Source organism: Nonomuraea sp. CA-141351 (genome assembly GCF_050944675.1).
GTDB lineage: Bacteria > Actinomycetota > Actinomycetes > Streptosporangiales > Streptosporangiaceae > Nonomuraea.
Genome location: NZ_CP191982.1, coordinates 3,890,426 through 3,910,488 on the forward strand (window position 1 = coordinate 3,890,426; position 20,063 = coordinate 3,910,488).

The 20,063-nt window shown below is 71.5% G+C and carries 22 protein-coding genes; 7 read left to right on the plus strand and 15 right to left on the minus strand.

What is annotated here, in order from left to right; translation table 11 throughout:
• Positions 1-16 precede the first annotated feature (16 nt).
• Together ACQPWU_RS18430 and ACQPWU_RS18435 are read left to right on the plus strand one after the other, a co-directional pair.
• Complete coding sequence (locus ACQPWU_RS18430) at positions 17-697, plus strand: DUF4191 domain-containing protein (RefSeq protein ID WP_433441594.1); 681 nt, start codon at positions 17-19, stop codon at positions 695-697.
• Positions 697-1,461: a class I SAM-dependent methyltransferase gene (locus ACQPWU_RS18435; RefSeq protein WP_433441596.1), complete on the plus strand. Its 765-nt coding sequence runs from the start codon at positions 697-699 to the stop codon at positions 1,459-1,461. Before ACQPWU_RS18430 ends, ACQPWU_RS18435 begins: the two co-directional genes overlap by 1 nt.
• A gap of 21 nt (positions 1,462-1,482) precedes the next feature.
• Here ACQPWU_RS18435 and ACQPWU_RS18440 read toward each other — a convergent pair whose 3' ends face one another.
• The 11 genes from ACQPWU_RS18440 to ACQPWU_RS18490 form a co-directional block, all read right to left on the minus strand.
• Positions 1,483-2,298: an alpha/beta fold hydrolase gene (locus ACQPWU_RS18440; protein ID WP_433441598.1), complete on the minus strand. Its 816-nt coding sequence runs from the start codon at positions 2,296-2,298 to the stop codon at positions 1,483-1,485.
• Positions 2,274-2,660 (minus strand): VOC family protein, encoded by a 387-nt coding sequence (locus ACQPWU_RS18445; protein ID WP_433441600.1) that lies wholly within the window; start codon positions 2,658-2,660, stop codon positions 2,274-2,276. Before ACQPWU_RS18445 ends, ACQPWU_RS18440 begins: the two co-directional genes overlap by 25 nt.
• Positions 2,661-2,750: 90 nt before the next feature.
• Positions 2,751-3,707: a helix-turn-helix domain-containing protein gene (locus ACQPWU_RS18450; protein ID WP_433441602.1), complete on the minus strand. Its 957-nt coding sequence runs from the start codon at positions 3,705-3,707 to the stop codon at positions 2,751-2,753.
• A 214-nt stretch (positions 3,708-3,921) separates the two neighbouring features.
• Positions 3,922-4,851, minus strand: a complete 930-nt coding sequence (gene lipA / locus ACQPWU_RS18455) for a lipoyl synthase (protein WP_433441604.1) — start codon at positions 4,849-4,851, stop codon at positions 3,922-3,924.
• 42 nt (positions 4,852-4,893) lie between these two features.
• A complete protein-coding gene (locus tag ACQPWU_RS18460) occupies positions 4,894-5,874 on the minus strand; it encodes a M48 family metallopeptidase (protein ID WP_433441606.1) in 981 nt (326 codons plus the stop codon).
• Between the two features lie 22 nt (positions 5,875-5,896).
• Complete coding sequence (gene lipB, locus ACQPWU_RS18465) at positions 5,897-6,589, minus strand: lipoyl(octanoyl) transferase LipB (protein ID WP_433441608.1); 693 nt, start codon at positions 6,587-6,589, stop codon at positions 5,897-5,899.
• A 37-nt stretch (positions 6,590-6,626) separates the two neighbouring features.
• Entirely contained in the window at positions 6,627-7,364 is a 738-nt protein-coding gene (locus tag ACQPWU_RS18470; RefSeq protein WP_433441610.1) for a Type 1 glutamine amidotransferase-like domain-containing protein, read from the minus strand.
• A 38-nt stretch (positions 7,365-7,402) separates the two neighbouring features.
• Positions 7,403-8,296 carry a TIGR01777 family oxidoreductase gene (locus tag ACQPWU_RS18475; protein WP_433441612.1) on the minus strand — a complete coding sequence of 298 codons (894 nt, stop codon included), beginning with the start codon at positions 8,294-8,296 and terminating at the stop codon, positions 7,403-7,405.
• Positions 8,297-8,416: 120 nt separating this feature from the next.
• Positions 8,417-9,871, minus strand: a complete 1,455-nt coding sequence (sucB, locus tag ACQPWU_RS18480; RefSeq protein WP_433441614.1) for a 2-oxoglutarate dehydrogenase, E2 component, dihydrolipoamide succinyltransferase — start codon at positions 9,869-9,871, stop codon at positions 8,417-8,419.
• Between the two features lie 38 nt (positions 9,872-9,909).
• Positions 9,910-11,274 carry a dihydrolipoyl dehydrogenase gene (gene lpdA, locus ACQPWU_RS18485; RefSeq protein ID WP_433441616.1) on the minus strand — a complete coding sequence of 455 codons (1,365 nt, stop codon included), beginning with the start codon at positions 11,272-11,274 and terminating at the stop codon, positions 9,910-9,912.
• A gap of 51 nt (positions 11,275-11,325) precedes the next feature.
• Entirely contained in the window at positions 11,326-12,795 is a 1,470-nt protein-coding gene (locus tag ACQPWU_RS18490) for a leucyl aminopeptidase (protein WP_433441618.1), read from the minus strand.
• A gap of 97 nt (positions 12,796-12,892) precedes the next feature.
• Between ACQPWU_RS18490 and ACQPWU_RS18495 the strand changes: the two genes are divergently transcribed.
• Genes ACQPWU_RS18495 through ACQPWU_RS18505 form a run of 3 tightly spaced genes read left to right on the plus strand, consistent with a single transcriptional unit; the run spans position 12,893 to position 15,086 of the window.
• Positions 12,893-13,240 (plus strand): GntR family transcriptional regulator, encoded by a 348-nt coding sequence (locus ACQPWU_RS18495; protein ID WP_360713602.1) that lies wholly within the window; start codon positions 12,893-12,895, stop codon positions 13,238-13,240.
• Positions 13,237-14,202, plus strand: a complete 966-nt coding sequence (locus tag ACQPWU_RS18500) for a DUF1648 domain-containing protein (RefSeq protein WP_433441620.1) — start codon at positions 13,237-13,239, stop codon at positions 14,200-14,202. The genes ACQPWU_RS18495 and ACQPWU_RS18500 overlap by 4 nt, the downstream gene beginning before the upstream one ends.
• Positions 14,199-15,086: a CPBP family intramembrane glutamic endopeptidase gene (locus ACQPWU_RS18505; protein WP_433441622.1), complete on the plus strand. Its 888-nt coding sequence runs from the start codon at positions 14,199-14,201 to the stop codon at positions 15,084-15,086. Before ACQPWU_RS18500 ends, ACQPWU_RS18505 begins: the two co-directional genes overlap by 4 nt.
• A gap of 56 nt (positions 15,087-15,142) precedes the next feature.
• Here the strand turns inward: ACQPWU_RS18505 and ACQPWU_RS18510 are convergent, their stop codons facing one another.
• Complete coding sequence (locus ACQPWU_RS18510) at positions 15,143-16,033, minus strand: adenosylcobinamide-GDP ribazoletransferase (protein WP_433441624.1); 891 nt, start codon at positions 16,031-16,033, stop codon at positions 15,143-15,145.
• Positions 16,034-16,066: 33 nt separating this feature from the next.
• On the opposite strand from ACQPWU_RS18510, the gene ACQPWU_RS18515 reads away from it, so the two are divergent.
• On the plus strand, positions 16,067-16,867 hold the full coding sequence (locus ACQPWU_RS18515; protein WP_433441626.1) for an ABC transporter ATP-binding protein: 801 nt from the start codon (positions 16,067-16,069) through the stop codon (positions 16,865-16,867).
• Positions 16,868-16,891: 24 nt separating this feature from the next.
• Here ACQPWU_RS18515 and ACQPWU_RS18520 read toward each other — a convergent pair whose 3' ends face one another.
• Positions 16,892-17,935, minus strand: a complete 1,044-nt coding sequence (locus ACQPWU_RS18520) for a bifunctional adenosylcobinamide kinase/adenosylcobinamide-phosphate guanylyltransferase (protein WP_433441628.1) — start codon at positions 17,933-17,935, stop codon at positions 16,892-16,894.
• A gap of 97 nt (positions 17,936-18,032) precedes the next feature.
• Positions 18,033-18,686 carry an SCO2322 family protein gene (locus ACQPWU_RS18525; protein ID WP_433441630.1) on the minus strand — a complete coding sequence of 218 codons (654 nt, stop codon included), beginning with the start codon at positions 18,684-18,686 and terminating at the stop codon, positions 18,033-18,035.
• Positions 18,687-18,768: 82 nt separating this feature from the next.
• On the opposite strand from ACQPWU_RS18525, the gene ACQPWU_RS18530 reads away from it, so the two are divergent.
• Positions 18,769-18,975 carry a hypothetical protein gene (locus tag ACQPWU_RS18530; RefSeq protein WP_360709791.1) on the plus strand — a complete coding sequence of 69 codons (207 nt, stop codon included), beginning with the start codon at positions 18,769-18,771 and terminating at the stop codon, positions 18,973-18,975.
• Positions 18,976-19,041: 66 nt separating this feature from the next.
• Here ACQPWU_RS18530 and ACQPWU_RS18535 read toward each other — a convergent pair whose 3' ends face one another.
• Positions 19,042-20,040 (minus strand): aldo/keto reductase family protein, encoded by a 999-nt coding sequence (locus tag ACQPWU_RS18535; protein WP_433441632.1) that lies wholly within the window; start codon positions 20,038-20,040, stop codon positions 19,042-19,044.
• Positions 20,041-20,063: the final 23 nt, after the last annotated feature.

The following is a 20,063-nucleotide window of genomic DNA, read 5'->3' on the forward strand; positions in this document are numbered from 1 at the left end:
TTGTATCCTTCAGAGCATGGCAAAGTCCGAGGATCCAGAGAAGCCGGGGCGCATCAAGCAGCTCCGCATGATCGCGCAGATCATCAAGCAGGCCAACCCCAAGGGGTTGCCCATCGTCTTCCTTTCGGCGGTGGGCACGCTGGCTGTGGTCGTCGTGATCGGCCTGGTCACGGACTACTTGTGGTATTCGGTGTTCATCGGTGTGCTGGCCGCGCTCACGGTCGGGCTGGTGGTGTTCGGGCAGCTCGCCCAGAAGGCCCAGTACTCGATCCTGCACGGCCAGACCGGCGCCGCGGCGGCGGTGCTGCAGGGCATGCGTGGCAACTGGCAGGTCACCCCGGCCATCGCGGTCAACCGCGACCAGGACCTCATCCACCTGGTGGTCGGCTTCCCCGGCGTCGTGCTGGTGTCGGAGGGGCCCGGCAACCGGGTGGCGAAGATGCTGGCGGCCGAGAAGAAGCGGGTCGCGAGGGTGGTGCTGGGTGTCGAGATCTACGACGTCCAGTGCGGTGACGGCGAGGGGCAGGTGCCGCTCGGCAAACTGCAGCGCCACCTCATGAAGCTGCCGCGCAACCTGAAGAAGCCGGCGGTCAACGAGGTGAAGGACCGCCTGCGCTCGCTGCCGAAGAACATGCCGATGCCCAAGGGCCCGATGCCCAGAGGCGCCCGCATGCCGCGCGGCCCCAAGATGCGCTAGTGCTGTCGAGTTCGTCGCGGGCCAACCGCTGGTGGTGGGACGGCAACGCCGACGACTACCAGGTCGAGCACGGCGGGTTCCTGCGTGACACGGGGTTCGTCTGGTGCCCCGAGGGCGTGGACGAGGCCGACGCGCACCTCCTTGGCGAGGTGCGCGGCCGTCACGTGCTGGAGATCGGTTGTGGCGCGGCGCAGTGCGCGCGGTGGCTGGTGACGCAGGGGGCGCGGGTGGCCGCGTTCGACATCTCGCACCGGCAGCTGCGCCACTCCCAGCGCATCGACCTCGACTCCGGGCTGCACGTGCCCGTGGTCCAGGCCGACGCCGAGTCGCTGCCGTTCGCCGACGACGCCTTCGACTTGGCCTGCTCCGCATTCGGCGCGCTGCCGTTCGTGGCCGACCCGCTCGCCGTGTTCCGCGAGGTGCGCAGGGTGCTCAGGCCCGGCGGCCGGTTCGTGTTCTCGGTGAGCCACCCGATCCGGTGGGCCTTCCCCGACGATCCGGGGCCGCGCGGGCTGACGTCCGACCGGTCCTACTTCGACCGCTCTCCCTATGAGGAACGGGACGAAAACGGCACGGTCACGTACGTCGAGCACCACCGCACCTTGGGCGACTGGGTCAACCTCCTGGTCGCCTCCGGGTTGACCGTCACCGGGCTGCTGGAGCCCGAGTGGCCCGAGGGGCACGAGCGGGTGTGGGGCGGCTGGAGCCCGCTGCGCGGCCGCCACATCCCCGGCACGGCCATCTTCAGTGCCGTGGCCGCCTGACGCCGGGCTGCCGCGGGCGGCTCAGGCGGCGACGAAGAACTCCAGCAGTTCGGGGACCAGCGCCTCGGGGGCCACGTTGTGTGTCTGGTCCTCCAGCACCCGTCGCACCGCGCCGGGCACCGCCGCCGCGACCGCCGGCCCCGCGTTCGACATCCAGCCGGGGCTGTCCTCGCCGTTGAGCACGAGCGTCGGCTGCGTGATGCCGGCCAGCCGCTCGGTGGGCAGCGTGTTGCCCGGCCCCATCACGGCGGCCTCGTAGGAGAGGGTGTGAGCCAGCGCCTCGAGCTCCGCCCACGACGGCTGCGCGCGCATCGCGGCCACCGCCTCCGGGGGCGCCTCGGCCGCCTCCACCATGAACCGCTCCACCGCCTCCCCGCGCCTGCCCGACCTCACCAGCGCGTCGAGCTGCGCCGCGAAGTCGTCCGGCAGCGGGGGCGCGCTGTCGTCCACGTGGTACGGCGGCTCCCACAGGGCCAGCTTGGAGATCGCCGGGTTCCGTACGGCGGCCTCCAGCGCCAGCGCGGCCCCCGACGAGCCGCCGAACACCATGGCCGACCCGCCCGCCGCCTCGATGACGGCCGCCAGGTCCTCGATCTCCCGCTCGACGGCGTACGGCGGGGTGTCCCCGCTGTCGCCGCGCCCCCTGCGGTCGTAGTCGTACACGGTGAACCACGGCGCCAGACCGGCCGCCACGCCCGCCAGCGTGGCATGCCCCCTGGCCGTGAACGCGCCGTGGACCAGGACGACCGCAGGCCCGGCGCCGTACCTGTCGAAGGCGATGACGGTGCCGTCCGCAGAGGTCGCCTTGCCGCTCAGCCGGCCGGCTGCACCAGGCACAGCACCTCCCAGTGGTGCCCGTCGAGGTCGGCGAAGCCGCGCTGGTATCTGACGCCGTCCTCCTGTTTGACCCCCGCCGGGGTGGCCCCGGCCGCCAGCGCCTTGTCCACCAGCTCGTCCACCTGGGCGGGGTTCTCCATGCCCAGCACCAGGATCGCCTCAGTGCCCTTGCCCGCGTCGGCGACCTCCTTGGTGATGTACGAGCCGAACGTCGGCTCGGTCAGCAGCATGACCTGCGTCTCCTGGTTGATGACCACCGATGCCATGCCCTCGGCCATGCCGAACAGGTTGAAGCCGAGTTCGGTGAAGAACTTCTTCGACCGCTCGAGATCCTTGACCGGCAGATTGACGAACAGCTGCATTTCCGTACCCCTTCCTTCTTCCTTTGTGCCTTCAGTCTGCTGGTCGAAGGGGTCGCGGGTCTTGGATCCGGGTGCCAGGCGGATTGACGTTCAGCGCACCGCGTTGGCGCGGCGGTATTCGGCGGGCGGCATCCCGTACGCGCGCTTGAACAGCCTGCTGAAGTGGGCCGAGTCCGGCAGCCCCCACCGGGCCCCGATCTCGCTCACGGACCGGGTGCCGCCCTCGGCCAGCTCCGCGCGGCACCGCTCCAGCCGCCGCTGCCTGATCCAGGCGGCCACCGTGGTGTGCTCCGTCTCGAAGAGCCGGTGCAGGTAGCGCACCGAGATGTGGTGCGCGTCCGCGACGGTGGCCGGGTCGAGGTCGGCCCAGCCCAGCCGCTGCTCGATGAAGGCGTGAATCTTCAGCAGCAGCATGCGCTGCCGGGAGTCCTCCGGTAACGACCGCGTCTGCTCGAGGCGTTCGGCGACGGTGGTGCTGATCAGATCCGTCACCACCGTGGACAGCCGGGCCGCGCTCTCCGGCCGGTACGTCTCGATGTCCACGGCCACCCGGCGCAGCAGCGGCACGGCCAGCGCGGCGGTGCCCGACTCGGCCGTGATGGGGAGCGCGGTGAGCGTGTCCAGGGCGCCGTCCGGCAGGGACAGCAGGTCGCGGGGGAGGCTGAACACCGCGAGCTGCACCGCGGAGTCGTAGGCCAGCTCGTAGGGCCTGGTGAAGTCGTAGATCGCGAACTCGCCCCTGCTGAGCTGCGCGTACCGCCCGTCCTGGGCCACCCGCGGGCTGCCCTCCAGGGCCAGCACGAGGCGGTAGAGCTCGGGGCTGTCACGGTGGATCAGGCCCGGGGTCCTGTGCACGCTGTGGGGCGTGGACGTGCGCACCCTCCCGACGCCCACGGGGCCGAGCTGTCCGGCCTCGATCTGCCCCCGCAGCGGGGCGCCGGGGTCGATCCTGAGGTCGAGCGGCCCGAGCGTGTCGCAGACGATGGCCCGCCAGGCGTCGTGGCGCTGCTTGGCGGGCAGGTCACTCGTGCGGATCAGAACGGCCATCCCGTCGCTCCTCCGTCGGCTGCCCCTGCAATGCTAACGACACCTCACGAAACCCGCAGCCGCCCCGCCCCGGCCTCATGCCCACCGGCCCCCCTGAACGTGGTGGCCCCGTTGCGCCGTTGGCGCGGCTCGTCACGGTGTCACTCGCGACCGCGCCGGGCACGAAGCAGCCCCAGGACCGCATGGGCGCGGGTCCCGGGGCTGACGGTGGGGATCAGGCCGTCTGGCGGGCCTGGATGGCCTGCTGGTAGAGGCGGCCAGCACGGTACGACGAGCGCACGAGCGGCCCGGAAAGCACACCGGCGAACCCGATGGCCTCCGCCTCGGCCTGCAGCTCCACGAACTCCTCCGGCTTCACCCAACGATCCACCGGGTGGTGGCGGGGCGTGGGCCGCAGGTATTGGGTGATGGTCAGCAGGTCGGTGCCCGCGGCGTGCAGGTCGCGCATCGCCGAGACGACCTCCTCGCGCGTCTCGCCCATGCCCAGGATCAGGTTGGACTTGGTGACCAGCCCGGCCTCGCGGGCCATCGTGATCACCGCGAGCGAGCGGTCGTACCGGAACGCGGGACGGATCCGCTTGAAGATCCGCGGCACGGTCTCGATGTTGTGCGCGAACACCTCAGGCCGGCTGGAGAAGACCTCCTCCAGCTGGTCGCGGTTGCCGTTGAAGTCGGGCACCAGCAGCTCGACGCCGCACCCGGGCAGCAGCCCGTGGATCTGGCGCGCCGTCTCGGCGTAGAGCCAGGCACCGCCGTCGGGCAGGTCGTCGCGGGCCACGCCGGTCACGGTCGCGTACTTCAAGCCCATCTGCTGGACGGACTCGGCCACCCTGCGCGGCTCGTCGCGGTCGTACTCCTTCGGCTTGCCCGTGTCGATCTGGCAGAAGTCGCAGCGGCGCGTGCACTGGTCGCCGCCGATGAGGAAGGTCGCCTCGCGGTCTTCCCAGCACTCGTAGATATTGGGACAGCCCGCCTCTTCACAGACCGTGTGCAGGCCCTCCCGGCGCACGAGCGATTTCAGCTCGGTGTATTCGGGGCCCGTCTTCAGCTTGGTCTTGATCCACGGGGGCTTGCGCTCGATAGGGGTTTCGGCGTTACGCACCTCCAGGCGGAGGAGCTTTCGGCCTTCAGGAGCAACGGTCACGCTCACAGCTTACGTCTCCCGGGAAACCTGCCCGGTCGTGGGTCACGAGATGAGGCCGAATCCGCGGATGGCCCGCGTGTAGTGGCCGAGCAGCTCCTCGTCGATGCGTTCCGACTCGCGCGTGCCGAGCAGCTCGGAGTGCGGGGGAGAGGTGAGCACGCCGTCGTCGGTGAGCCTGAACCGGGCCAGCGCGCCCTGCCTGATCGCCGCCGCGCTCTCGCCGCGCAGCGCCGCGGCCTGCATCGGCGCCAGGTAGCCGCCGCCCGCCAGTGCGTCCAGCTCAGCGAGCTCCTGCTCGGACACCGCCCGCAGGGCCAGCGCCCGATGCCGGGCCAGGGTACGGGCCTCTCCGGCGCGGGCCAGCCGGGTCAGCGCGTACCGCACCAGCAGTACGGGGCCGCCGAGCAGCCGCCCGAGCAGGCGGCCGAAGGTTCCCATCACCTCGTACGTGGTCCCCGGGTGGTCCACCGCGCCCAGCGAGGAGCCGGCGATCTTGGTCTGCGCATCCTCCCTGACCCGCAGCGGCTCGGCCCCCAGCAGCGCGTCCCGCCACGCCTCCAGCGTGAACAGGGCCCCGTCCACGACCAGCTCTTCGGCGGTCGGGACGCGTGCGTACGCCGTGGCCAGCAGGGCCACCCGCTGCCTGGGCGGCAGCGCCAGCCACAACGGCAGCCCGACCGCCAGGACAGGGGTACGCGGCAGCCCCACGCGCTCGTAGCGGGTCTCGGCCGCCAGGTCCCTGACCGCGACCTTTCCCGGCCGCCGGACGCCGACCCGGTCGGCCACGCGGTCCGCGATGCCGTACAGCTCCGGCGCCGATGAGCGGTCGAGCACCTCGGCGTCGGCGGGCAGGCCGCCCAGGCGCGGCCGCAGCGCCCACCCGATGGCCAGGCTCACGCCGCCGAGCAGCCATGCGACCAAGGAACCCAGGTTGCCCAGGATGATCCACGCGCCGAGCGCGACGAATCCGAGTGTCAGCAGATGCACCACGAGGGCGATTAAGACAGCGAGGAGGCGCTTCACACGGCCGATCGTAGGCCGCAGATCATCTGCGGAGAAGGTCTTCTTCGTGTAGTTCGTACGACTCCATGCCGAGCGCCTCCGCCAGCCGCTTCTCCGCGATCGGCATGACCTCCTCGACCACGATGCGACGGCCCGTCTCCGCCGACAGCGAGGAGACGCCCACCTCGGGGATGCCGCACGGTGTGATGCGGTTGAACCAGCGGGGGTCATTGGAGCAGTTGAGCGAGAATCCGTGCATGGTGACGCCACGCGCGACGCGCAGGCCGACCGCGCCGAGCTGGCGGTCGGGCAGCCCCAGGTTGGCGTCGCCGATCGCCCAGACGCCGCCGCGCCCCCGCACCCGTCTCGCCGTGACGCCGAAGTCGGCGCAGATCTGGATCATCGCCTCTTCGAGGCGGCAGGCGTACGTGACCACGTCGGTGACGGCGACGATCGGGTACGCCACGAGCTGCCCGGGACCGTGCCAGGTGAGGCGGCCGCCCCGGTCGACGTCGACGACCGGGGTGCCGTCGGCAGGGCGCTCGTGCGGCGCGGTGCGCTTGCCCGCGGTGTAGACGGGGGCGTGCTCGAGGATGAGAACGGTGTCGGTCAGCTCTCCGGCGACCCGCTTGCCGTGCACCCAGCGCTGCAGCGACCAGGCCTGCTCGTAGGGGACGTCGACGCCGAGGCGGACGATGGCGAGTGCGTGGGGATCGACCCCGTGGATGGGGCGCATGAGCCTATTGTGCCGTTCCCTCCCCCGCGAAGGGTAATCAGGGGGTCAAGAGTCGTGGCTCGATCCTGAACTCCTTGACGCCGCTCGCCCCGTCGCTCTCCACCCGGTACGCGTAGCCGCCCGGCTCGACGGTGACCGCCTGGATGAACTCCGTGCCCACGTAGTGGAGCCCCACGCCCTCGTCGGCGGCGTATCCGTCGGGCAGCTCGCCGCCGGCCACCGACTCCTGCAGCAGCCGGCGGCGCTGCGGGTCGGAGTCGTAGTGGACGCCGCACGAGTAGGGCAGGAAGCCGAGGCCCTCCGCCCACACGCGCAGGTCGGGCCCGAAGGAGTCGGTGTTGCCGCCCACGTGCCAGCACAGGGCGCCCGCGCTCTGGCCGGACAGCACGACGCCGGACCGCCATGCCTCCTCGAACGCCTCGTCGTAGCCGTGCAGCCGCCACAGCGCCATCAGGTTGGCCACGCTGCCGCCGCTGACGTAGATCATGTCCTGCTCGAGCATCCAGGCCCGCGGGTCCTCGACATTGGGCATGGGGAACACGGTCAGGTGGCTCAACTCGACGTCCCACCCCGCGAAGGCGCCGTACATCTTGAGCAGCCACTCGTCGGAGTCGCCGACCGCGGTGGCGACCAGCCCGAGCTTCGGGCGGTCCTGCCCCGTCAGGTCGAGGCCGTAGCGGAGCAGCGGGCTGGCCTCGATGAAGCTGTGGCGCCTGCTCGGGCGGAACGATCCGCCCCCGATGGCGAGGATGTGTGACTGTCCTGACCGGCTCATGTCAAGATTCTCCCACCTGTTGAAGGACGCACGGTTCCCTAGAGTACGGCGCTCAGAGCCTCGTCGAGGCGGGTATGGGCGAACCCGTAGCCGCTGTCGAGCAGCTTCTTCGGCTGGATGCGGTGACCGGGCAGCAGCGCCTCCCGCGCGAACTCGCCGAGCCCCGCGGACAGCGCGAAGGCCGGCACCGGGATCGGCATCGTGCCCTTACGCAGGGCTTTTCCGAGGGTGCGGGTGAATTCGGCGTTGGTGACGGGCGATGGGGACGTGAAATTGACCGGCCCCGTAATGTCACGATTTTTCAGCACATGCACCGCCGCTCTGACCCAGTCGTCCACAGTGATCCACGACCAGTACTGCTTTCCCGACCCGAGCGGCGCGCCCAGCCCGATCCTGAAGATCGGCACCACCCGCTCGAGCACCCCGCCCTCCCGGCTCAGCACCAGCCCGGAGCGCATCACCACCGTCCTGACGCCGGCCTCGCCCGCCCGCAGGGCCTCGCCCTCCCACTGCTCGCACATATCCGACAGGAAGCCGGTGCCCTTGCCCTGGCTCTCGTCGATCACCCGGTCGCCGGTGTCGCCGTAGAAGTCGACCCCTGAGGCCGACAAGAGCACCTCCGGCTTGCCGGACAGCCCGGCGATCGCCTCGACGAGGACCCTGGTGCTCTGGACCCGGCTGGTGAGGAGCTCCCGCTTGTACGCCTCGCTCCACCGCCTGCCCCCGATCGACGCCCCGGCCAGGTGGACCACGGCCTCCGCCCCTTCGAGCGCGGCCTGGTCGATCTCCTGCCGGCTCGGCTGCCAGAACGCCTCGTCGGCCGCGCGCGGCTCGCGCCGTACCAGCCTGACGACTTCACGCCCGTCGTCCCGCAGCGCCCGCACCAGCGCCGACCCGAGCAACCCGGACGAGCCCGTCACGATGATCGCCATGACCCCACAGTACGCCCGCCACCCGCCGCCCACACGTAGGCGTGGCCTCCCAGGAAAGCGGAAGGCCGGGCGGCCCCCAGGGGAGCCGCCCGGCCGAGAAGCCCGAGCCGGGACGCGGGGCTAGGCGAGACCGAGCTGGGCCTCGAAGCGCCCCTCCTCCAGACGGCGCTTGACCGTCGTCAGGAAGCGGGCCGCGTCGGCCCCGTCCACCAGCCGGTGGTCGTACGTCAGCGCCAGGTACACCATCGACCGCACCGCGATGACCTCGCCCTCAGGCGTGTCGATCACCACGGGCCGCTTCACGACGGCGCCGGTCCCCAGCATGCCGACCTGCGGCTGGTTGAGGATCGGGGTGTCGAACAGGGCCCCACGGCTGCCGGTGTTGGTCAGCGTGAACGTGCCGCCCGTGATCTCGTCGGGTGTCACCTTGTTGGCGCGTGTGCGCTCGGCGAGGTCGGCCGTCTTGCGGGCCAGCCCGGCGAGGTTGAGGTCGCCGGCGTTCTTGATGACCGCCGCGATCAGGCCGCGCTCGGTGTCGACCGCGATGCCCAGGTGCTCGACGTCGAAGTACGTGACCTCCATGGTCTCGTTGTTGATCGTCGCGTTGAGCTTCGGGTGTTGCTTGAGCGCCTCGATGGCGGCCAGCTCGAAGAACGGCATGAACGACAGCTTGACGCCCTCGCGGCGCAGGAAGTCGGCCTTGGCCTGGTCGCGCAGCCTGGCGATCTTGGTGACGTCGACCTCGACCACCGTGGTGAGCTGGGCCGCCGTCTGCAGCGACTCGACCAGCCGCTTGGACATCGTCTGCCGCAGCCGCGTCATCTTCTCCGTACGGCCGCGCAGCGTCGTGTCGACCTCCACGGGCTCGGGGCCCGCGGTGACCGGAGCCGCAGCGGCCGGAGCCGCGGCGGGAGCGGCCTGGGCGGCGGGGGCCGGGGCCGGAGCCGGAGCGGCCTGGGCCGCGGCGGCCTTGTCGCGCTGCGCCTTGGCCGCCTCCAGCACGTCCTGCTTGCGGATGCGGCCGCCGACGCCGGTGCCGGTGATCGCGTCGAGGTCGACAGCGTGCTCGTTGGCCAGCTTGCGCACCAGCGGCGTCACGTACGGGCTCTCACCCGACGGCAGCGGCGAGGGCTGCGCGACCGGGGGAGCGGCCTGCGGGGCGGGAGCCGGGGCAGGAGCGGGCGCGGGCGCCGGGACGGGAGCCGGAGCGGGCTGCGGGGGAGCAGGCTGAGGAATCGAGGAAACCGGGGGAGCCGGCGCGGGCTCAGGCTCGGGCTCCGGCTGCGGAGCCGGAGCGGGGGGCGCCTCAGGAGCAGGGGCGGCGGCGCCCGCCTCGGCCTTCTCGTCGATGACGGCGAGCTCGGCCCCGACCTCCACCGTCTCGTCCTCAGCAACGACGATCTTCGTGAGGACACCCGCGGAGGGCGACGGGATCTCGGTGTCGACCTTGTCGGTCGACACTTCGAGGAGCGGCTCGTCGGCTTCGACGCGCTCGCCCTCCTTCTTCAGCCAACGGGTTACGGTGCCCTCGGTCACGCTCTCGCCGAGCTGGGGCATCTGTACGGAGACCGGCATCGTTATCTTCTCTCGCGTTCTGATCTCGAGGGCTTGGACTAGTTGTGTACGTGCAGCGGCTTGCCGGCCAGGGCCAGCATCGCCTCACCCATGGCCTCGGACTGGGTCGGGTGTGCGTGGATGAGCTGGGCGACCTCTGCGGGCAGCGCCTCCCAGTTGTAGATCAGCTGCCCTTCGGTGACGAGCTCGCCGATGCGCCGGCCCACCATGTGGACACCGACGACCGGGCCGTCCTTCTGGGCGATGACCTTCACGGCACCCGAGGTGCCGAGGATCTGGCTCTTGGGGTTTCCCGCGAGGTCGTAGACCTGCTCGACGATCTCGATGCCGCGCTCGGCCGCCTGCGCCGACGTGATCCCGACGGAGGCCACCTCGGGGTCGGAGTAGGTGATGCGGGGAACGCCCGCGTAGTCGATGGGCGGCGGGTTGAGGCCGGCGATGTGCTCGGCCACCATGATCCCCTCTGCGAACCCGGCGTGCGCCAGCTGCAGGGTCGGGATCAGGTCGCCGATGGCGTAGACGCCGGGCACGGAGGTCTGGCAGTGCTCGTCGACCACGACCGCGCCGCGCTCGATGGCGACGCCCTGCTCCTCGAAGCCCATGCCCGCCGACACCGCGCCCCGCCCGACCGCGACGAGCAGCAGCTCGGCGTCGAGGGTCTTGCCGTTGGCCAGGGTGACGACCACACCCGTCTCGGTGGTCTTGGCGCTGTCGAAGAAGACGCCCAGCTCGTACTTGATCCCGCGACGGCGGAAGGCCCGCTCCAGCAGCTTGGAGCTGGACTCCTCCTCGGTCGGCAGCAGGTGCGGCAGCGCCTCGACGATCGTGACCTCGGCGCCGAACGAGCGGTAGACGCTGGCGAGCTCGACGCCGATCACACCGCCGCCCAGCACGATGACGGACGTGGGCACGCGGTCCATCTTCAGGGTGTGCTCGCTGGTGATGACGCGCTCGCCGTCGATCTCCAGGCCGGGGAGCGACTTGGGCGCCGAGCCGGTGGCCAGGACGAGGTTGCGGCCCTCGTAGACCTCCGAGCCCACCTGGACGCGGTTGGGGCCGACCAGGCGGCCCTCGCCCTCGACGATCGTCACGCCGGCGCCCTTGAGCAGGCCCTGCACGCCCTTCCAGGCCCGCGTCACGATCTTGTCCTTGAACGCGTGCACGCCCTGCACGTCGATGCCGTCGAAGCGCGCCTTGACGCCGTACGACTCGCTCTCGCGGGTCTCGTCGGCGACCTCGGCGGAGTGGAGCAGGGCCTTCGTGGGGATGCATCCCCTGTGGAGGCAGGTGCCGCCGATCTTGTCCTTTTCGATCAGCGCGACCGACTTGCCCAGCTCAGCCGCCCGAAGCGCGCAGGCGTAACCGCCGCTGCCGCCACCTAGGACGACGATGTCATAGGCCACAGGAAGGCTCCTTGTCGGGGTGTTCGTGATGCCGTCATCTTTTCATTTGTTTCAGATGCTCGCGTGCCGCTCTGCGAGTCCGATGAGAGTGCGGGTGATGGCGCCCGTGCCGCCCTTCGGGGTGTAACCGTACGGCTCGCCCTTGTTGAACGCGGGCCCGGCCATGTCGATGTGGGCCCAGCGCACGCCCTCGGGCACGAACTCCTTGAGGAAGATGCCCGCCGCCAGCATGCTGCCCCATCGCTCCGGCTGGAGGTTGGCGATGTCGGCGACCGGTGAGTCGAGGCCCTTGCGCAGCTCCTCGGGCAGGGGCATGCCCCACGCGCCCTCGCCCGCGGCCGTGGCGGCCTCGACGACCAGCTCCCTGACGGCGTCGTCGTTGGCCATGACGCCGGCCGTGCGCCAGCCCAGCGCGACGATCTGCGCGCCGGTGAGGGTGGCCACGTCGACGATCAGGTCGGGCTGGTCCTCGGCGGCCCTGGCGATGCCGTCCATGAGCACCAGACGGCCCTCGGCGTCGGTGTCGAGCACCTCGACCGTCTTGCCGCTGTAGCTGTGGATGACGTCGGAGGGGCGCTGCGCGGTGCCGCTCGGCAGGTTTTCCGCCAGGCAGAGGTAGCCGACGGCGTTCACCGGCAGGCCGAGCCTGGCAATGCCGATCATGGCGCCGAGCACCGCGCCCGCGCCGCCCATGTCGGACTTCATCCAGTCCATGGCGGCCGACGGCTTGAGCGACAGGCCGCCGGAGTCGAACGTGATGCCCTTGCCCACGAACGCCAGCCGCTTGCCGGCCTCCGGGTGGGTGTAGGCGACGCGGACCAGGCGGGGCGGGTTGGCCGAGCCCTGGCCGACGCCGATGAGGCCGCCGTAGCCGCCGTCCTTGAGCTGCTTGTCGTCGAGCACCTCGACGGTCAGGCCGGTCTTGCCGCCCTCCTGCTCGGCGATCTCGGCGAACTTGGCCGGCCACAGGTCGGAGGGAGGCGTGTTGACCAGGTCGCGGACCAGGGCGACCGAGTCGGCCAGGACACCGGCGCGCTCGGCGACGGCGTCGGACTGGCCCGAGACCACGGTGAGCTCGGCGACCGGCGCCTTCTGCTCGCCGTTCGTGCGGTAGCGGGAGAAGGCGTACGCGCCGAGCAGCGCGCCGAGCGCGACGGCCTCGGCCTCCTCGGGGGTGTCGGCGGGCAGGGCGAGCGCGGCCCTGGCGGTGCCGGCGAGGGACCGTACGGCGGCGCCGGCGGCGCGGCGCAGCCCTTCGGCGTCGGTGGAGTCGCCCAGGCCGACCGCCACCAGCAGCGGCGCGGCGATGGCGCCGAACGTCGGCAGCTTGGCCAGCTCACCTGCCTTGCCGGAGAAGGCGACGGCCTTGAGGGAGCCGGCGAGCTTGCCGCCGAAGGCGGCCTCGAGGGACTCGGCGCCCGTGGCGGCCCGTGGGCCTTCCTGGCCTGACCTGAAGCCGACGATCAACGCGTCGGTGTCAAAGGAGACTGGATCTGCTGAGTTCAGCCGCACAGTGGTCACGTAAACCGATGCTATCCAGGTCTTCTACGTACTCACAAACAGGGGTTCATCCTACCAATAACGCGACCTGCAACATGGTGCTATTGTCATTAGCACCATGTTGCTCACGCTGGACCTGAACGACGCGCGCCCCCTGCACGAACAGGTGGCGGGCGCGATCCGCCGCGCCATCGGCGAGGGGGCGTACCGCCCTGGCGACCGCCTTCCCCCGGCCCGCGACCTGGGCCAGGCTCTCGGCATCAACCCCAACACCGTGCTGCGCGCGCTGCGCGACCTGCGCGACGAGGGGCTGCTGGAGTTCCGGCGCGGCCGGGGGGTGAGCGTGGCCGGCCGTGCCGACGGCCGCGCCCTGCTCGCCCAACGCGCGCGTGAGCTGCTGGAAGAGGCCAGGAAGTACGGCTACGGCCGCGACGACCTCATCACCATCCTTGAGGAGCTGCCATGAACGCCCGAGCCGTCGCCGTCGTGTGGGGGCTGGCCGTCACCGCGGTCCAGGTCGCGCTGTCCCTGGCGCTGCGCGACCGGCTGCCCGATCCGCTGGCCACGCACTGGGGGCTGGGCGGCAGGCCCAACGGCTCGATGTCCTTCCCGGTGTTCCTCGCGATGGAGCTGCTGATCTGGGCGGTGGTCTGGCTGTCCGCGCTGGCCGCGGCCGAGCGGGCACTGGCCCGCAGGCAGGGCCGGGTGCTGTGGTGGGGCGTGCTGTTCGCGATGAGCGTGTTCTCGCTCGGCCTGAAGGCCGTGACCCTGCTCGCCAACCTCGACGTCGCCCACTGGACAGAGGCCCGGCTGCATGGCTGGCAGGTCCCCGTGGTCATCGTCGCCGCGATCGGCGTCGCCGCGCTCGCCGGCTACCTGGGCAGGGGCGCCCCCGACGACCCGGCTCCCGATGCCGGGCGGCCGCCCCTCCTCCAGCTGAGGGCCGGACAGCGGACCGTGTGGGTCGGCCACGTCGCGAACCGGTGGCTCGCCCTCATCTCCGTTCTGGCGCCGGTCGCTCTGGTCGTGCTGGGCCTGCTCTACGTCGTGGGTGTGGTGCCCGGTGAGGCGGCGGGGCGCGCAGTGCCGGCGCTCGTCATCCTGCTGGTGGTCGGGCTGCTGACCTCGTCCGTGTCAGTACGGGTCGGCGACGGCCGCGTCGTCATCCAGTGCGGCCCGCTGGGTTGGCCTGCGCGCAGGATCCCCCTGTCGCGAATCGAGTCGGCCTGGTCGGAGACCCGCCATCCGAGCACTGTCGGAGGTTGGGGCTTCCGCGGGCTGCCAGGTAACAGGACCATCATGCTGCGTGGCGGCGAGTGTCTGGTCATCGGCTACCGCTCCGGCGGCCGGCTCGCGATCAGCGTCGACGACGCCGTACGCGGCGCATCCCTCATCAACGCCCTCATCGCGGAGCGAGTCGATCAATGAAAAGACCTCTCCTCATCTTCATCGTCCTGGCCTTCGGGCTGTCGTGGGCGGCGGCGCTGCCCCTGTGGCTCGGCAAGGGGCTGGCCTCGCCGCAGCTGGCCTGGGTGGCCACGCTCATGATGTTCACGCCCACGGCCGGCGTGCTCGGCGCGTGGGCCGTCTCTCGCACGCCGTTCCGCGAATGGGCAAGGCAGACCGGGCTCACGTTCGGTGACCGCAAGAAGCGCACGGCTGTTCTCCTGCTCACGACCTGGCTCGGGGTGCCGCTGCTGGTGCTTCTGGCGATGGGGCTGAGCGCCGCCGTCGGGGTGGTCTCGCTGGACCTCGACCAGCTCAGCCTGCTCAGGGCCGCCCTGCGGGCGCGGGGCATGACGGTGCCCGCCGACCTCGGCGGGGTGGCCGTGCTGCAGATCGTGGTGGCAGCTCTCGCCGGGCCCGCGCTGAACGCGATCCCGGCGCTGGGGGAGGAGTGGGGCTGGCGCGGCTGGCTGCTGCCCCGGCTCGTCTCCTCGAACGGCATGGTCGCCGGGCTGGTCTTCACCGGCGCCATATGGGGCGCCTGGCACGCTCCCCTCACCCTCTTGGGCTACAACTACCCGCGCCTCGGCTCATGGGCTGCGCTGTTCTTCATCGGCTTCTGCGTGCTGTTCGGAGTGCTGGCCGGGTGGCTGCGGCTGCGTACGGGGAGCGTGTGGCCGTCCGTCGTGGCCCATGGCTCCCTGAACGCGGTCGCCGCGCCCGCCCTGCTGCTGGGCGACGCCGCCGCGCCGCCGAACGAGGTGCTGGTCGGCGTGACAGGCCTGGTGGGCTGGGTCCTGCTGGCGATCGTCGGCGCGGCCCTGCTCCGCTTCTCTCCCGTACGCCGGCCGCAACCGGTCGCCTGACCCGCCGCCTCGCCCGGCCGGCAGCTTCGGCTGGGCGCTCCGGCTTTCCCGGGCGCTCAGCCGAGGATCGCGCACACCACCAACGCCGTGGCCGTGGCGGCCTCCACGAGCGCACCCAGCACGTCACCCGTGATCCCGCCGAGGCGCCGCCGCGCGTGCCGCAGCAGCAGCAGAGCGGTGCCCATCCCGGTGAGCAGGCCGAGCGGCAGCACGATCATGTCGTACGTGAAGGGGACACTGGGCGACGGGGACACGGCGACGTCTACGGACACCGGCGCATCCGAATCGTCCAGCCACGTATCGAAGCGCTCCGTCCCCGTGCCGTCGCCAGGGACGGCGAACGAGGGGGCCCACGTCGCCGGTTCATGGTCAGGGAGCACGCCCAGGCCGAGGACGGCTGCGCCGAGCAGGGCGAGCAGGGTGACGAGCCAGGCGGCGGGGCGGCGTACCGTGCCCGCGACCATCGCCCCGAGCCCGTCGGCCCGGGCGGCGGGGACGCCTGCCCGGCAGGCCCACACCAGCGCAAGCCGCCCGGCCACACAGGCCATCACGAACGCCGCGAACCCGGCGTAGGCCGCCGCGACGACCTGGATGACCAGCGTCAACACCAGTGTCATCACGCCGAACGGCCCGATGTCCGACTTTTTCATGATGTCGAGCGCCTGAGCGGCGGGCTTGCCGCTCCCCAGCCCGTCCGCCAGGTCGGCGAGCCCGTCCAGATGCAGCCCCCGGGTCAGCACGGCCAGCAGACCGACCGCCAGCGCCGCCCCCAGCAGCCGCGGCCCCGGCAGGAACAACGGCAGCCCGGCGACCAGGCCGAGCGCGAGCCCGACGGCCGGAGCCAGCACCATCGCGTGCCCCGCGACTTCCCGATCCACCCGCTCGACCCGTACCGGGAAGACGCTGAGCGTGCCGATCGCGAGCCTCAGTCCTTCCCAGAGACGCATATCGGACGATCGTAGGCCCACTAGTGTGGCGGGATGCACGTGGTTGAACTCGAAGGCGTAGGTGTCCGAGTCGTCGGCAAGTGGCTGCTGGACGGCGTCGACTGGCAGGTGGACTACGGCGACCACTGGGTGATCCTCGGCCCCAACGGCGCGGGCAAGACGACGCTGCTCTCCCTCGCGGCCGCCGTGCGGCATCCCAGCGAGGGCACGGTCAAGGTGCTCGGCCACAAGCTCGGCCGGGTGGACATGCGGGAGCTGCGCCGCCACATCGGCCTGGTCGCGGCCAGCCAGCGGCTGGTCGACGAGGAGCTGATGGAGGAGGAGGGGGCGACCGCGCACACCGTCGTGCTCACCGGGCACACGGGGACGAGCGTTCCCCTCTGGGACAAGTACGGCGACGTAGAGCGGGAGCGGGCCCACCGGCTCCTGGCCGACCTGGGGTGCAAGGATCTGGCGGACCGGCCGTTCCGGGTCTGCTCGCAGGGCGAGCGGGCCAGGATCAGGGTGGCCAGATCCCTCATGGGAGACCCGGCGGTGCTGCTGCTCGACGAGCCGTTCGCGGGGCTCGACCTGCCGGCCAGGGAAGACCTCATCACCGCCGTCGAGGGCCTGGCCGCGACCCGGCCCGTCCTCACCACCGTGACGGTCACCCACCACCTGGAGGAGGTGCCCGCGACGACCACGCACGCCATGCTCATGCGCGACGCCAGGGTGCTGGCCGCGGGCCCGGTGGACGAGGTGCTCACCCCGGCCAACCTCTCCGACTGCTTCGGCCGCCCCCTGCACGTGGACCGCCTCGACGGCCGCTGGTACGCCAGAGCCGTCCGCCCCTGACTCCTCGCGGCTCCAGCAGGCCCCTCACAGCTCCAGCAGGCGGCCCGCGACCACCAGTGCCACGTACTCGGATTCGGCGGCGAGGCGTTCGTTGAGGCGCCCGAGCGCGTCCCTGAACGCCCGCCCGCTGGCCGTGGCGGGCACCACGCCCATCCCCACCTCGTCGGACACCGCCACGATCCGCACCGGCGCCTGCCGCCATGCCGCCACTAGCCCGTCGCAGCGTTCGCCGACCGGAATGCGGTCCCCCTCCCAGGCCCCGTGCTCGTCGAACACCGCGGCCAGCCACGTACCGAGCCCGTCGATCAGCAGCGGCGCGGAGGCGTCCCTGATGGCCGAGACGAGGTCGGTCGTCTCGGCGGTGGCCCAGTGCGCGGGCCGCCGCTCCTTGTGCGCCCGCACCCGCGCCGCCCACTCGCCGTCCCCCGCGCCGCCCGGCCCGGTGGCGACATAAGTGACGTACGGCTCCGCCGCCAGTCGCAGCTCGGCCTCGGCAGACTTCCCCGACCGCGACCCGCCCAGCACCAGCGCCCGCCACGGCGCCCTGCCTTCCGGCAGAACGGATGGCGGCCGGCCTGGCCGGATCTCCAGCTCCGTCCCGTCGGGAACGGCCAGCGCGCCCCACAACCGCAGCCGCCTGGCCAACTCCGCCTCCGAGCGGACCCGGTGATCAAGTCCGACGGCCACCACCAGGGTCCGGTCGTCCGCCAGGCCCGCCCGCCGCAGCTCCCCGAGCCGTTCCGGCCGGTCGAGCAGGTCGATCAGCACGATGTCGTAGCGGGCGGGGTCGTGCCGGGCAGCGTCGTGCCCTGCGGGCCCGTCCGTGGGAACCGTCCGCCCCACCGGGAGGTGGAGCAGCCGGGAGCCGTCTGGGCAGACCAGGCCCAGCCCGCCGGCGCAGGCCCGGTACCCGCGGGGCAGGTCGCCGTGCGGAAGCCGGACCACGCCGTCCACGATCACCTCGAGCGGGCGGCGGTGACCGGACGGGAGCCCGGCGCACGAGGCGCACCGGCAGCCGGGCTCCGGCCACCCTGCACCGCCCGCCGTACCGGAGAGAAGGACCTTCACCGCGCCGAGCGTACAAACCCCGGCACGTTCCGGCCCGGCCGGGTGTCGCCGCCGCCTCACCGCACAGCCCGGCCACCGGGATCTGGAACGTTCCAGATCAGCGACCCACGCCTGCCCTGGCCCTGGAGCGGCGGCGGGTGGCCACCACGGCGCCGCTCGCCAGCAGGGCGGCCGCGCCCGCGCCGGCCGCGATCAGCGTGATCGGCATGCCGGACCCGGAACCGGTGGCGGTGGCGGCGGCCGTCAGTTCTGTGCCGCCCTTCTCTCTGGACGGGTAGCCGGAGACCGCGAGGACGGCTCCCTGGGCGTTCACGCGGACCTTGGCGGCGGAGGCCAGGAGCTGGGCGGTGGTGGCGTTCTCGGCGCCCGCGACGCACTTCAGCATCCCCTGCCCGGGAGGCTGCTCGCCGGGATACGCGTCGGCGTCCCCGTCGCCGTAGTCCACCGCGACCACCACGCGCTTGTGCCCGGACGCGGCCGTGTCCTTGCCGCAAACAGCCTGGTACGACGGCAGGTCCCCGCCGGGCGACTCGCCCGCCGCCCCGTCCGGGGCCACGGAGAAGCGCCACCCGATGACGGAGCCGTCCGGCGGGGAGTACTCGGCCGTCGCGGCCAGCCAGGCCGTGCCGTCGCTCTGCCACACGCTCCACGCGCGCGCGGCCCCCGGATCGGCAGGGGCGGAGTGGGGGAAGGAAAGTAAGGCGGCCGCCCCGAGGGCGGCTCCGGCCGCAACACGATACGCGCGCAGCATCGATTGACCTCCAAGCTCGGGAGTAGGGTTCCAGTGCCTGCGGAGGGTGCGCCGGCGAACCCGCGGAAAAGGAGCGTATGGCATGACATGGCGGTGGCGTTATGAAAATGCAAATGGTGGTGAGGTGACGGATCGCCCTTTGCCGCGAGAAGTTTTTCCGAGCCAGGCGGATGCCGAGTCCTGGCTCGGCGAAAACTGGCGCGACCTGCTCGAATCCGGGGTGGAGCGGGTGGCGTTGCTCGACGAGGACCGCGTGGAGTACACGGGTTTGTCATTGCGTCCCGAGTGAATCGGGGTAATGGAAAAACCCCTTGAGCGCCATTGTGGCTCAAGGGGTTTTTTGTCTGGGGACGGGTTACGGGCGGGTGGGCGGGCTCTGCGTCTTGGACGGGTCGCGCTCCACGACAGGGCCGAGCACGCCGTCGATCCGCTTGAGCACGTCGGCGTCCAGCTTGACGCCCGCGGCCTTGACGTTGTCGCGCACCTGCTCGGGCCGGCTGGCGCCCACGATGGCGCTGGAGACGTTCGGGTTCTGCAGGACCCAGGCGACGGCCAGCTGCGCCATGCTCAGCCCGAGGTCGGAGGCGATCGGCTTGAGCTCCTGGACGCGGGTGAGCACGTCGTCGTTCATGAACCGCGCGATCATGGCGCTGCCGCTGTTGTCGGTCGCCCGCGAGCCCTCGGGCGGCTGCTGCCCGGGCAGGTACTTGCCCGTGAGGACGCCCTGGGCGATCGGCGACCAGACGATCTGGCCCACGCCCTCCTTCTCGCTCAGCGGCACGATCTCGCCCTCGATGATCCGCCACAGCATCGAGTACTGGGGCTGGTTCGAGACGATCCGGTCGAAGCCCATCTCGTCGGCGATCTTCAGGGCCTGGGCGATCTGGTCGGCGGTCCACTCGCTGACGCCGATGTAGAGGACCTTGCCCTGGCGGACGAGGTCGTCGAACGTCTTGAGCGTCTCCTCGAGCGGAGTCTCGTAGTCGAATCGGTGCGCCTGGTACAGGTCGACGTAGTCGGTCTGGAGGCGGCGCAGCGAGCCGTTGATCGACTCGGTGATGTGCTTGCGTGACAGGCCGCGGTTGTTCTGGCCGGGGCCGGTCGGCCAGTAGACCTTGGTGAAGATCTCCAGCGACTCCCTGCGCACGCCCTTCAGCGCGCGGCCGAGCACCTCCTCGGCCTTCGTCGCCGCGTAGACGTCCGCGGTGTCGAACGTGGTGATGCCCTCGTCGAGTGCCGCCTGCACGCACTGCTTGGCGGCGTCCTCCTCGACCTGGGAGCCGTGGGTCAGCCAGTTTCCGTAACTGATCTCGCTTACTTTTAGACCGCTGCGGCCGAGGTGTCGGAATTCCATGGGTTCGACCTTAACGCTGACCC

Bases quoted from the DNA above. Each gene is read 5' to 3' on its own strand.
- ACQPWU_RS18500 (WP_433441620.1), top strand. From the start codon at position 13,237: ATGAACGCCCGAGCCGTCGCCGTCGTGTGGGGGCTGGCCGTCACCGCG.
- ACQPWU_RS18535 (WP_433441632.1), bottom strand. From the start codon at position 20,040: ATGGAATTCCGACACCTCGGCCGCAGCGGTCTAAAAGTAAGCGAGATC.
- ACQPWU_RS18475 (WP_433441612.1), bottom strand. From the start codon at position 8,296: ATGGCGATCATCGTGACGGGCTCGTCCGGGTTGCTCGGGTCGGCGCTG.
- ACQPWU_RS18525 (WP_433441630.1), bottom strand. From the start codon at position 18,686: ATGCTGCGCGCGTATCGTGTTGCGGCCGGAGCCGCCCTCGGGGCGGCC.
- ACQPWU_RS18450 (WP_433441602.1), bottom strand. From the start codon at position 3,707: ATGGCCGTTCTGATCCGCACGAGTGACCTGCCCGCCAAGCAGCGCCAC.
- sucB (WP_433441614.1), bottom strand. From the start codon at position 9,871: ATGCCGGTCTCCGTACAGATGCCCCAGCTCGGCGAGAGCGTGACCGAG.
- ACQPWU_RS18430 (WP_433441594.1), top strand. From the start codon at position 17: ATGGCAAAGTCCGAGGATCCAGAGAAGCCGGGGCGCATCAAGCAGCTC.
- ACQPWU_RS18470 (WP_433441610.1), bottom strand. From the start codon at position 7,364: ATGAGCCGGTCAGGACAGTCACACATCCTCGCCATCGGGGGCGGATCG.
- lipB (WP_433441608.1), bottom strand. From the start codon at position 6,589: ATGCGCCCCATCCACGGGGTCGATCCCCACGCACTCGCCATCGTCCGC.
- ACQPWU_RS18510 (WP_433441624.1), bottom strand. From the start codon at position 16,033: ATGCGTCTCTGGGAAGGACTGAGGCTCGCGATCGGCACGCTCAGCGTC.
- ACQPWU_RS18530 (WP_360709791.1), top strand. From the start codon at position 18,769: ATGACATGGCGGTGGCGTTATGAAAATGCAAATGGTGGTGAGGTGACG.
- ACQPWU_RS18505 (WP_433441622.1), top strand. From the start codon at position 14,199: ATGAAAAGACCTCTCCTCATCTTCATCGTCCTGGCCTTCGGGCTGTCG.
- ACQPWU_RS18515 (WP_433441626.1), top strand. From the start codon at position 16,067: ATGCACGTGGTTGAACTCGAAGGCGTAGGTGTCCGAGTCGTCGGCAAG.
- ACQPWU_RS18495 (WP_360713602.1), top strand. From the start codon at position 12,893: ATGTTGCTCACGCTGGACCTGAACGACGCGCGCCCCCTGCACGAACAG.
- ACQPWU_RS18445 (WP_433441600.1), bottom strand. From the start codon at position 2,660: ATGCAGCTGTTCGTCAATCTGCCGGTCAAGGATCTCGAGCGGTCGAAG.